The sequence below is a fragment of the Acidocella sp. MX-AZ02 genome (genome assembly GCF_000306035.1).
In the GTDB taxonomy this organism is placed as follows: domain Bacteria; phylum Pseudomonadota; class Alphaproteobacteria; order Acetobacterales; family Acetobacteraceae; genus Acidocella; species Acidocella facilis.
Window position 1 is genome coordinate 125,911 of the sequence record NZ_JH976210.1, and the last position, 11,838, is coordinate 137,748.

At 58.6% G+C, this 11,838-nt stretch carries 10 protein-coding genes; all 10 read left to right on the top strand.

Annotated features, from left to right (window positions below; genetic code table 11):
* Nucleotides 1–272 (top strand): energy transducer TonB (locus MXAZACID_RS15295; RefSeq protein WP_008495395.1); only part of this gene is annotated, 272 nt, incomplete at its 5' end.
* Nucleotides 273–726: 454 nt separating this feature from the next.
* Nucleotides 727–3,093 (top strand): TonB-dependent receptor, encoded by a 2,367-nt coding sequence (locus MXAZACID_RS15300; protein ID WP_039885569.1) that lies wholly within the window; start codon nt 727–729, stop codon nt 3,091–3,093.
* A gap of 103 nt (nt 3,094–3,196) precedes the next feature.
* On the top strand, nt 3,197–4,822 hold the full coding sequence (locus tag MXAZACID_RS15305; protein WP_008495397.1) for a peptide ABC transporter substrate-binding protein: 1,626 nt from the start codon (nt 3,197–3,199) through the stop codon (nt 4,820–4,822).
* Entirely contained in the window at nt 4,819–6,468 is a 1,650-nt protein-coding gene (locus MXAZACID_RS15310) for a peptide ABC transporter substrate-binding protein (protein ID WP_008495398.1), read from the top strand. Before MXAZACID_RS15305 ends, MXAZACID_RS15310 begins: the two co-directional genes overlap by 4 nt.
* Nucleotides 6,465–7,418: an ABC transporter permease gene (locus MXAZACID_RS15315; protein WP_008495399.1), complete on the top strand. Its 954-nt coding sequence runs from the start codon at nt 6,465–6,467 to the stop codon at nt 7,416–7,418. Before MXAZACID_RS15310 ends, MXAZACID_RS15315 begins: the two co-directional genes overlap by 4 nt.
* A gap of 7 nt (nt 7,419–7,425) precedes the next feature.
* Complete coding sequence (locus MXAZACID_RS15320; protein ID WP_240376702.1) at nt 7,426–8,265, top strand: ABC transporter permease; 840 nt, start codon at nt 7,426–7,428, stop codon at nt 8,263–8,265.
* 5 nt (nt 8,266–8,270) lie between these two features.
* Nucleotides 8,271–10,064, top strand: a complete 1,794-nt coding sequence (locus MXAZACID_RS15325) for an ABC transporter ATP-binding protein (protein ID WP_039885632.1) — start codon at nt 8,271–8,273, stop codon at nt 10,062–10,064.
* A gap of 11 nt (nt 10,065–10,075) precedes the next feature.
* Nucleotides 10,076–10,729: a MotA/TolQ/ExbB proton channel family protein gene (locus MXAZACID_RS15330; protein ID WP_008495404.1), complete on the top strand. Its 654-nt coding sequence runs from the start codon at nt 10,076–10,078 to the stop codon at nt 10,727–10,729.
* A gap of 4 nt (nt 10,730–10,733) precedes the next feature.
* Nucleotides 10,734–11,153, top strand: coding sequence for a biopolymer transporter ExbD (locus MXAZACID_RS15335; RefSeq protein WP_008495405.1), 420 nt, complete (start codon nt 10,734–10,736; stop codon nt 11,151–11,153).
* Nucleotides 11,154–11,270: 117 nt separating this feature from the next.
* Nucleotides 11,271–11,838: efflux RND transporter periplasmic adaptor subunit (locus MXAZACID_RS15340; RefSeq protein WP_205619830.1), on the top strand; the 568-nt coding region annotated here is incomplete at its 3' end.

The following is an 11,838-nucleotide window of genomic DNA, read 5'->3' on the forward strand; positions in this document are numbered from 1 at the left end:
ACGCGATCATCCAGGCCAATCAAAGCGTGCCGCCAGGCATTTCTCAGATGGGGCTGTCGGGAACGGCGGTGATCAAGATCGAGGTCGATCCGAGCGGCCGGGTCATCGCCGTCAGCCTGGTGCGCTCCAGCGGCAATCCGCTGATTGATAAGACCGCGCTGGACCATGCGCGTGAGGCGCATTTCCCGGCTTTCAACAGCAATATGCCGGGCTCCGCCTTGACCTTCGAGGTGCCGGTTGAGATCAGCCCTGGCGATGGTGGCGATGACTAAAATTTCTTATCGCGCGGACGGGCGAGCCTAAAATCTGAACAGCAAGAGCCTATTTTTTAGAGACTCGATCAAATGCCCGCCCTCACCAGGGCGGGCATTTTCTTTTGGCCGATGGCGCCGCCGAAAGTCGCCTCTTTTAGGTGCATGCAATGTACTGCAGTTTTAGACATATTCCCACTCATTACGTGATGCACTAGACATAAACGCAATGCTGCAAGCGTGCATTCGGAAATCTTATAATTAATTGCGTTAATTTTTATCGCGAAGCTGAATCGAAGCGTGGGCTTGGCATCATGCTTGCTCTTTAGGTCCCAATGTCTCGCTGGGCCCCTTGCATAAGGGGTTGAGCAGATGGGGATCAACAACAAGAGGCTTCGTAATGAAGAATAAGGCGAGCAACCTTCGAAAGCATTTATTGCTGTTTACGGCGTGCAGCTTTGTCGGCGCCGCATCCATGGATCATGTCGCGCATGCGCAGAGCGCCGCGACGACGGAAGATCCGGTGATCGTGCCGGGCCTTGGCAGCGCCAGCGGCTCCAGCGCGTACGAGATTCAAAAGGTTCACATCCTCTATAAGAAGAATCTTCTGAAGGAGAAGGATCTCCCCAGCTCCATCACCGTGCTCGACGATAAGAGCGTGGCACGCGTGAACCCCACCATGGGGTCCATCCAGACCTTGCTGAAACAATCGCCTTCCGTCACCGCCTACGCGCAGGGGCCCGGCCAGAGCGCGCCGACTTTGGCCGTTCGTGGTGTGAAGAATGACGAGCTGGCGGAAACGCTGAACGGCGTGCCGATCACCAGCCTGTTGGGTGGCGCTGGGGATTATCTCTCCAACAATGTCAGCGCGCCGATCACGCTGCCGGAAATCGATTCAGCTACGGTCTATCCTGGCGTGGCACCGCCGGAGCGCCAAGGCTTCGGCACCGTCGGCGGCACCATCGCCTACACGGCAAAGGCGCCGACCGACAAGCCCTACGCTGAACTCGAAGGGGGCTATGGCTCTTTCGACACCTCCCATTTCGGTTTCACCATCAACACCGGCAAATGGTATGATGGCGTCGACGCGCCAAAGACCCTGCTGCTTTATGATCAGAGTGAAACCGCCGGCTATGTCGCCAACACTCCGGCGCATTATCATAATTTCCTGTTCAATACGGTAAAGCCGTTTGACGACGGCTTGACCCAGGTCGGGTTGCTGGTGATCTTCAACCAGGGTAACGGCACGATTCAAAGTGAGCCGACGCCGACCGCGCTGATCGACAAATATGGCTGGAACTATAATTTCCCGACCAATCTCGGCTATTACAATCAGGCCGGAAAATTCCTGACCACGATCCTGAGCGATAAGAGCTACATCAACCAATATCTGGATTTCCAGGGTTCGGTATTCTATATCCACCAGGACCAGAAGACTGATTCTTATTGCGCCCCCTCCACGACCGATGGCAGCCTGCCCTACGCGGTCAATGTGCAATGCCCGTATAATTTCTACGGCGATGTCGGGCCGGGATCGAACTTCCAGTCTTCCGCCTTCAACTACAACCCAACGGCGGCATTTGGCAGCCCGCAAGCCGGCGAATCGTCTGAGTTCACCCATAATTGGGGGAACACTTACGGTTTCACGCCGCAGCTGAATATCCATCTGCCCCACAACACGATCGCGATCGGCGGCCTGATCGCGAAGCAGACTTCGAGTGGGACGCAATATATTTACGGCGGCGATTTGGCGCAGCAGAACCAGATCAACGGCTATGATTCCTCCGTTTTCGGTGGCGGCTATCAGCGCTCCGTCTATGTCGGCTATATTTCGGACAAGATCGATCTGCTCAACAACAAGCTGCATATCGAGCCGGCCTTCCGGGTCAGCTCGGCCTACACCAGCAACATCGTGCAGCAGAATTTCAGCGCGGCCACAGGGAAATACCAGAACTTCACCAAAGTCGGCGAACCCTATATCGGCATTTCTTACGATCTACCGTTGCATCTGACGCCTTATGCGACCTACGGCAAGGGCTCGCTGTTCTCACCTGTCTCGGATTACGGCTCGGGCTCAAATCCGCTTGCGGGCTCTGAAACCGCGCCAACCCCGGAAATCGTGCATATGTATGAGGCGGGGCTGCGCTATGATACGCCCAACCTTTATCTGAGCGCCGACTATTTCTATCAAAAGGTGAACGACGCCTTCTCCTTCTATGAAAACTATCTCACCGGCACCTCCTACTACGCCAACCAGGGCGGCTTTCTGGTGCGCGGCGTCGAGGTCGCGGGCAAGGCACGCCTGACGCCGGCGGTCACGCTCTCCGGAAACTTCTCCTATAATAACACCGACTATACCGACAGCGCCTTCGAGTTCGTGACCCTGGCCAACGATCAGTTTGGCTATGCCTTTAAGGGTACGCCATTCTCGAACACCCCAACCTACCTGGCCAATATCGCCCTGGATTATGACAAGGGGCCGTGGACTGCGGAATTGTCCGCGCAATATACAGGCCGGGAAAATCAAACCTATGATATTCTGACGCCGAACGATCCCCAAAGCATGCTCTCCGGCGCCACGACAACGGATCTGCAAAATACCAACGATCCGAATTTCATCTTCAATTTCAACGCGAGCTACAAGATCCCGGTGAATACCCACAGGATCAAGAGCCTGAAAGTTATCTTCACGGCGCTGAATATTTTCGACGTGCATTATTATACCTACAAGTATAACTCGGAGCTTGCATCGGGTGGTGTCTACTCGATCCTGCCGCAATATGAATCCGGCTTGATCGGCCCACCGCGCTCCCTGCAGCTCGATCTTGTCGCCAAGTTCTGAACCAAGGATCCCGGCGGTTCGCCGCCGGGATCTCCTCCGGCCTAATTTGAAGTTAAAGCTTATGCGTCTCCTGGCATGCCGACCAAAACGAAAAATGATAGTGATGAATGTCCGTGCCTTCGTTTTCGCGTGCATGCTTGGGTTTGCCGCCATGCCATTTTCCGCGCGCGCCGTTCAGAATGACTGCCACACCATCGTCATTCCGCCAGGTCTGGGCATTGGCCCTGGGGCGGATGTAACGTCGTTCAATCTGCTCTTCGTAACGTCTCTTTATAATCAAGAGGCGATATGGATGATGTTTGAGCAACTCATCTGGATCAATCGCAATCACGATATCGACTGGGCACGTTCGATCGCAAGCTCAATATCCACGCCCGATAACGGCAAGACCTTCGATATCACGCTGCGGCCCTGGGTATGGTCAGATGGTGTTCCGGTTACCAGCGCCGATATTCTCTATACCTACAAGCTCATTCAGAGCTACGGCCAGAATTATTCAAGCTATGGTGGCGGCGGCGTGCCGATGCTCATCCAGAGCATGACGGCCCCGGATGCCGAGCATGTGCGGATCGTCCTCAAACTTGCCGTTAATCCGCAATGGTTTATTCTCAACGGCATTTCCCAATTCACCCCGCTGCCGCAACATATATGGGGAAAGTACACAAATAATCAGATTTGGGATGAGCAATCGAATCCAGCCTTCTTTTCTGTCGTCGATGGTCCGCTAAAAATAAAGAAGCTGGCGATCGGGCAATATGCGGAGTTCGTGCCGAACCCGCTTTACCCTGGCGCCAAAATGCACTTTGAACGATTTTTTATGAAGTTTCAAAATAGTGAGTCCGAGGAGCTTCAGGCGGTCCAATCTGGCGATACAGATATGGGCAATGTCCCGTTCGATCTTTATAGCAAGGCCGCTGGAATGCCGGGTACAAGGCTGGTGACAATGCCGCCCTCCTATTCCTGGAACGAGCTGATTCCGAACCTGCTCAATAAATCAACGGAATTCTTCAAGGATGTCCGTGTCCGCCAGGCCCTGGCCGACGCGATCAACCAAAAAGAAATCATCCGGATCGCTTTTCATGGGCACGGTATTGAAACCTATAATCCTGTCCCGCCAGTGCTCGCCAATTTTCTATCCCCATCGGCCAAGCAAGGCGATTATCCGGTTGGATATAACCCCGGGAAAGCGCGAATGCTGCTCAAGGCGGCCGGCTTCACCCCGGGCAAGGATGGTATTCTTCAGAAAGACGGGCAGAGGCTGGAGTTTACTTTGCAGATTCCTGCCGGACAGGATGTACGGATTGAAATCGCTGAGCTCATCCAGCAGGATCTGAAAGCAATTGGCATAGATATGAAAGTGCAGCAGGTCGAGTTTAACGAGCTTTTGACAGCCATGGTCAGTCTGCCGCAAAGCTGGCAGGCCATCCTCATCGCGGAGGATCTGTCGCCCTACCCGAGTGGAGAATATCTGTTCAAAACGGGTGGTTATTATAACAATAATGGTTATTCAGATAAAACAATGGATCAACTGATCGACGAAAGTACCAACCTGCCTGGCATGCAGGCTTTGTTTGCCTACCAGGATTATGCTTCGGCGCAACAGCCGGTGATCTTTTTGCCGAATGAGGAGTATTCCGTTCTTGCGAGAGAGAATGTTCATGGTGTTCAGGATTTCATGAACCCGCTAGGTATGTGGGCGCCGGAGAAGCTGTTTTGCACCGCGCATTGAAATATCTGCTCGCCGGCGCCGTGGCGCTGGCCGTGCATGCGCCGGCCATTGCCGGAACATCAAGCTCAATTCCTGGAAATTGTGGAACCATCATTGTCCCCACCGGCATTGGCATTGGTGTTGGCGCGGATATCACAAACTTCAACCCTCTGCTCACGAATTCGCTTTACAATGCGGAGGCCTCGTCTTTGATGTTTCAGCCGCTATTATGGATAAGCGGCGCGACTCTTCAGATTGACTGGTCGCGTAGCATTGCCAGCTCGGTAACGACACCGGACCAGGGCACAAGTTTCGATGTGAAGATGCGCCCTTGGGTTTGGTCTGATGGCGTGCCGGTGACAAGTGCCGATGTTGCCTATACTTGGCATTTGATCCAGGCCTTCGGCGCGACATATGCGGGCTACGGTGGTGGGGGAATGCCCGATATCATCAAGCAGTTGCAGATTATCGGTCCCGAGGAGTTCCGCGTCGTTCTGAAGCGGCAAGTGAATCCGCAATGGTTCATCATGAACGGCTTGTCCCAGCTGTCGCCTTTGCCAGAACATGTCTGGAAACATTTTACCTCTGATGAAATCTATCAGCACCAAAGCGACGTGAAGTTTTTTCAGGTCGTGGACGGTCCTTTGAAACCGCTGGCATTGCATGTCGGGCAAGATCTGATAATGGTCCCAAATCAAAAATGGCCCTTTGCGAAGCTAAACTTCGACAGATTTATTTTTAAATTCGTGGATACCGATGGCCAGACTGTCCAGCAATTTGAGGATGGCGAGCTGGATATGATCAACATTCCCTTCGGTCTCTGGAATGCCGTGCAGCATGTTCCTGGCGCTTATATGGTCAGGCTTCCAATGCCGCTTGACTATAACGATTTGCTTCTGAATTTCCGCAATCCAAAGGTGGCGTTCTTCCGCGATGTACGTGTTCGCCAAGCCATGGAAGATGCGATTGATCAACAGGAAATGATACAGCTTATCGATCATGGCGTAGGTGCAGAGCACTGGGGCCCCGTTCCGACGCAGCCACCGACATTCCTGACACCCGCGATGCAGGCTGGCCATTATCCGGTAAGCTATGACCCCGCACATGCGCGGCAGCTTTTAGAGCAGGCGGGATACAGCCCAGGTGCTGACGGAATCATGCAGAAAGACGGAAAGAAGCTTGAATTCACCTACCTTGATACCACGGGTAGTGTATTGCTGCAGCAGATCACCCTGATGACGCAGGCCTATCTGCGCCGGATCGGGATTGATATGCGGGTACGGGAAATGGAATTCAATCAGGTTATGGCGTTGCTGAACGATCCACATGCCGATTGGGAAGCGACCGGATTGGGCGGTGGCGTTGGCGATTATCCTACTGGCGAGCTCAGCTTCAAGACGGGATCTTTTGAAAATTCAGGTGGATATTCAGATCCAACCATGGACAAGCTGATCGATGAAAGCACAAATCAACCAGGTCTAAGCGGCCTTTACGCTTATGAGACCTACGCCAGCGCGCAGCAGCCGGTACTCTTCATGGAGCGCGAAGGTGTCGCGATGCTCGCCCATAACCGGATCAAGGGCGCCGCAGGTTTTGTCGATCAGCTCTATAATTACTACCCCGAAAAATTATATTGCGAAGCACCGCAAGGGAAGACCGCGCGATGATGAAGATGATCCTCAGGCGCCTTGCGTCCTCTTGCCTGTCTCTGTTCATCCTGGTAGCACTTGTGTTTTTTCTGGCGCACCTCACGCCCGGCGGCCCCGCCTACTCAATCCTTGGGCAGAAAGCGACGCCGGAATCGGTGGCGCAGCTCAACCAGCGCCTTGGGCTGGACCAGCCCCTGCCCAAGCAGTTCGGCCTCTGGATATGGCATTTGCTGCATGGCGAGCTTGGCTATTCCTATTTGCTCAACCGCCCCGTCGGACAGCTGCTTTGGGTATATGAGAGAAATACCCTGGTTTTCTATACAGTTTCCATTATCATCAGTACGGCCTTGTCGATTGCTCTGGGGCTGATTCAGGGCGTGTGGTTCGGCCGCTGGCCGGCTAAGCTGATCGGCGCGTTCCAGCTCGGCTTCTACGCTTTGCCGCCTTTTTTCGTCGCCGCGATGCTGATCCTTTGGTTCGCTGTCGATGTTCATTGGCTTCCCGCCAGCGGTATCATCGATCTTCGCGATCCGCACGCCGGTATCGCCAGCTTCGCGGCGCATCTGGTGCTGCCGGTCACCACGGTATCGCTGCTCACCGTCTCCTCCCTGTCGCGCTATTTTGGCGAGGCGGTGCATGAGGAGCTGGGGAAGGATTATGTCCGTACGGCGCGGGCGAAAGGGGTGAGCTTTACGTCGATTCTGTTCCGGCACGTGATGCGCAATGCCCTGCGGCCCCTCATTACCATCCTGGGACTCTCCTTTCCCTACATTTTCACTGGTGGTGTCATCGTGGAATCCGTTTTCAACTATCCAGGCCTGGGCTGGCTCATGTGGCGCTCGGCCTTGTCGCAGGATTATCCGATCCTGATCGCGATTGTCCTGGTCATCGGCGTGCTCACCGTGCTCGGCAATTTGCTGGCCGATCTCGTCAACGGCCTGCTGGATCCGAGGGCGAGCTATGAGTGAGGCGGCGATGCTCAGTCTCTCAAAGTCGCTGGGCGGCCGGCTTGCCGGCAACGCGACGCTGAAGGCCGGCCTGGTTCTGAGCGGGTTGATCCTGTTCCTCGGCTTCGTGGCGCCCTTCCTCGATCCGGTGAACCCCTACACGATTCATCCTTCGCACGCCTTGCAGGCGCCGAACGGGCAGTTCCTGTTCGGTACGGATGAGCTGGGGCGGGACGCGCTGGCCTTGCTGCTCTCCGGCGGCTTCACCACCTTGATCGTGGCGCTGCCCGCGGCGCTCTTGGCTTTTTTTGTCGGCGTCACCTACGGTTTCCTCTCCGGTCTCGGCCCCGCCTGGCTCGACCGTTTGCTGATGCGCCTGCTCGATGTGGTGCTGGCGCTGCCCAGCCTCATCGTGCTGCTGTTCTTCGCGGCGCTGGTGCCGCAATCCAATTTCAATCTCATCCTGCTCTTGGGCCTGATCTCCTGGCCGAGCCTGGCGCGGCTGGTCCGCAACGAGGTGTTGGCCCAGCGCGGCCGGGACTTCATGCTGGCGGCCCGGCAATCCGGGGCGTCGTCAGCCTACCTCGCCTGGGTGCATCTGCTGCGCGTGATCGCGCCGATCCTGGTGGTCAATGGCACCTTCATGATTGGCGATTCGGTTCTGGCAACCTCCGCGCTTTCCTTTTTGGGGCTTGGCGTGCAGCCGCCGCAGGAGAGCTGGGGCAGCTTGCTGCAAGGCGCGCTGGATATCGCGGCACTCGATCCGTGGTGGCTGATCCTGCCGCCCGGCCTGTTGATTTTCGGCGCGCTGCTGGCGGCGTCGCTGACGGGGCAGGGGCTGTTGCAAATCTGGGGGAATAAGCGTTGAACGCCGTGCTCGAGATCAAGAATTTATCCGTCACGCTGAAGCGCGGCGGTCGCGATGTGACCATTCTCGACCAGCTCAATCTGCGCATCGCGCCAGGTGAAATGCAGGCGCTGGTCGGCGAAAGCGGCTCCGGTAAAACCATCGCGGCCCTGGCCATCATGCGTCTCTTGCCGCCAGGGGCCGCCATTACCGGCGAAATTCTGCTGAACGGCGAAAATCTCGCCGCCGCCGTGGAGCCGCGCATGCGCCAGGTCCGCGGCAAATCCGTTGCCATGGTCTTCCAGAATCCGCTCGCGGCGCTGAACCCGAGCCGCACCATCGCGGCGCAGATCGGCGAAGCCTGGCGGGTCCATCAAGGCGGCAGCGCGGCGCAGGCCCGGGCCCGGGCGCTGGAGCTTTTGGACGAAGTCGGAATCCCCGATCCGAAAAACCGGCTCAATGATTATCCGCACCAGTTTTCCGGCGGCATGCGCCAACGCGTGATGATCGCGATGTCGCTGGCCTGCTCACCGCATTTGCTGATCGCCGATGAACCGACCACGGGGCTTGATCCGCTGATCGCGCAGCAGATCATGACCTTGATCGCGCGGCTGCGCCGCGAGCGCGACATGGCGGTACTCTTCGTCACGCATGATCTCTCGGTGGTGCAGGAGCATGCGGACTCCATCCATGTGCTCTATGCCGGGCGCTCGGTGGAATGGGGGGCGGCGGCAGCGTTTTTCCAGCACCCGCGTCACCCTTATTCCGAGGCGTTGCTGGGGTCGGTGGCGCGGCTGGGGCAGGCGCGGCTGCGCAATATTCCGGGCAATCTGCCCGAGCCGGAGCAGCGCCCGCCCGGCTGCCGGTTCGCGCCGCGCTGCGCCTATGCCAGCGCGGTTTGTTCCACCGCCTACCCGCCGGCGGATGCGCAAGGGGCCACGCTGGCCGCGTGCTTTCACCCGCTGCCGCGCACCGCTAGGCCGGCCTTCGCTGAAACCCTTGCCCCGCGCCCCGCGCGCAACTTCGCGCCGCTGCTCGATGTGACGGATCTCGGCGTGCGCTATCGCGGTGCCGGCGGCTGGTTCGGCGCGGCGCGCCGGCTGCCGCCGTCGCTGGCCGAAGTCAGCTTCAGGCTCGGGCGCGGCGAATGTCTGGGCGTGGTCGGCGAGAGCGGCTCCGGCAAATCCAGCCTCGGCCGCGCGGTGCTGCAAATGATCGAATATGACGGCCAGGTCGCGCTCGATGGTCATGATTTCCACGCCATGGCCGGTCGCGCGAAGCGGGATTTGCGCCGGAAAATCCAGGTTGTTTTCCAGGATCCGCGGGAGAGCATGAATCCGCGCATGACCATTGGCGAGGTGATCGCCGAGCCGCTGCGGCTGCGCGGCGGCCTGAACAACGCCGCCCGCCGCGCGCGCGTGGAGGCGCTGCTCGGCCAGGTCGGCCTGAATCCCGAGATGGCGGCGCGCCATCCTGGCGATGTCTCCGGCGGCCAGGCGCAGCGCATCGCCATCGCCCGCGCCCTGGCGGCGGAACCGGAATTGATCGTGCTCGATGAGCCGACCTCGGCGCTCGATGTCTCCACCCAGGCGATGCTGCTGAACCTGCTGAAGGATCTCAGCCTCAAGCATGCCCTGTCCTACATTCTCATCAGCCATGATTTCGCGGTCGTCAGCTACATGTCTGACCGGATCGCCGTGCTCAATGCCGGCCGGATCGTCGAGATGAACGAAACCGCGGCGCTGCTCTCGGCGCCGCGCGCAGCCTACACGCGGGCGCTGATTGGCGCGGCCCCGCAACTTCAACCCATGCAAGCCTAGGAGTTTTTATCATGTTGGAATTTGTTCGATTGGTCATGTTGACCGGCGGCCTGCTGGCGATCATGCCGGTGCTGCTGATCATCACCCTCGCCGTCGCGGTGGAGCGGTTTTATATCCTCAAGAAAATCCTGCGCCAGGGCCGCTATGCGCACAGCAATCTGCGCAAGGTTCCGGATAACGATGTGGACGGGCTGCAGGCGATCGTCGAGGCGTCGAGCGATGCGCTGCAGAGCCGGCTGATCAGCACCGCCATCGCCATTCGCGGCGAAAGTGCCGAGGACATGGATCTGCGGCTGGATGAGGAAATCCTCGCCGCCAGCCCGAAGATCACGCGCCGGCTCTGGGTGCTCGATACCTCCGTCACCATCGCGCCGCTGCTTGGCCTCTTTGGCACCATCGTCGGCATGATCCAGGCCTTCAACGTGCTTTCCTCCAATGGCGGTCCCTCGAAAGTCACTGGCGGCATCGCGGATGCGCTGGTCTCCACCGGCGCGGGCCTGCTCATCGCCATCATCGCGGTTTATTTCGTGAATTACTACAGCACCTTGTCGCGTGAAATCATGCATCAGCTGGAGCTGATCAAGGTGGTGCTGATCAACCGCATGCAAGGTCGCGAGACCCGGGTCGAGCCGGTGCGTCCGGTACGCCTGTCGGCGGGGGGCTAAGCGCATGGCCCGCAGACGCCGCCACGACCCGCTGGAGCGGGAGAAGCCCCGGCTCGAAATCGTGCCGATGATCGACATCATGATGTTCCTGCTGGTGTTCTTCGTGATGATCGTGCTGCGCATGATCCCGGATTCGGGTGTCACGCTGCATCTGCCCGGCGCCTCCACGGCGCAGCCCTTGCCGCATACCCAGGTGGTGATCATCATCGACCAGCAAGGCGCGATGCATGTGAAGGACCAGGTGATGGACGACTCCCAGCTGGAAACCTATCTCGAAGGCGAGAAGGCCGGGCATGATACCGATGTGATCGTCGCCGGGGACAAGGGCACCAAGCTGCAGCAGCTGATGAGCGTGATGGATCTGGTGCGCAAGGCCGGCATCACCAATATCGGCATCGCCACGGATAATCACGACGGATCTTGAATAAAGCGGTTGCGGTCCGGGCTTGCACGGTCCGCAACCGGTCCGGCACAAACATATAAACCATCGCCGAGTCTGCGGCGCGGCGATGGACAGACAGGGGTGCTTTCCATTCGCGTTGTGATCTTTCTTTCCGGGCTGGTCCTTGCCGCCGCGCTGCCCGGCGCGGCATCGGCGCAAACCATTGTGCCCACCACGCGGCCCATGAAAGTGCAATGGCGCGACCAGGCGACGTTTTCGGCGCATCTGGCGGCGGCGCAACAGGCTGTCCTGGCGCCAGGGCGCGGCGGTGTCGTCACCCAGGTGAATTTCCAGTCCGGCCAGGCGGTTGCCGCCGGCGCGGTGCTGGTGGTGTTGGATGTGGCCCCCGAGCAGGCGCAGCTGGCGCTGGACCAGGCGAAGCTGGTCGAAGCCGCGCGCGCGCTCGCCCGCACCGAAAAGCTGATGGCGATCTCCGGCGCCAGCCAATCCGCCCTGGAGCAGGCGCAGGCGGTGCTGGCGGAGGACCAGGCGCAGCTGCGGCTGGACCAGGCGACGCTGGCGCAGGGCGAGATCATCGCGCCCTTCGCCGGCATCGCCGGCATCCGCGAGATTGACCCGGGCGATTATCTGCAGGCCGGGCAGAGCGTGGTGACGCTGGCGGCGCCGGGGCCGCTCAAGCTCTATTTCAGCGTCCCCAGGCCGAGCA

What these genes read in the sequence shown, in the direction of transcription:
- MXAZACID_RS15300 (WP_039885569.1), top strand. Translation starts at nt 727, where the DNA reads ATGGATCATGTCGCGCATGCGCAGAGCGCCGCGACGACGGAAGATCCG.
- MXAZACID_RS15305 (WP_008495397.1), top strand. Translation starts at nt 3,197, where the DNA reads ATGAATGTCCGTGCCTTCGTTTTCGCGTGCATGCTTGGGTTTGCCGCC.
- MXAZACID_RS15315 (WP_008495399.1), top strand. Translation starts at nt 6,465, where the DNA reads ATGATGAAGATGATCCTCAGGCGCCTTGCGTCCTCTTGCCTGTCTCTG.
- MXAZACID_RS15320 (WP_240376702.1), top strand. Translation starts at nt 7,426, where the DNA reads ATGCTCAGTCTCTCAAAGTCGCTGGGCGGCCGGCTTGCCGGCAACGCG.
- MXAZACID_RS15330 (WP_008495404.1), top strand. Translation starts at nt 10,076, where the DNA reads ATGTTGGAATTTGTTCGATTGGTCATGTTGACCGGCGGCCTGCTGGCG.
- MXAZACID_RS15335 (WP_008495405.1), top strand. Translation starts at nt 10,734, where the DNA reads ATGGCCCGCAGACGCCGCCACGACCCGCTGGAGCGGGAGAAGCCCCGG.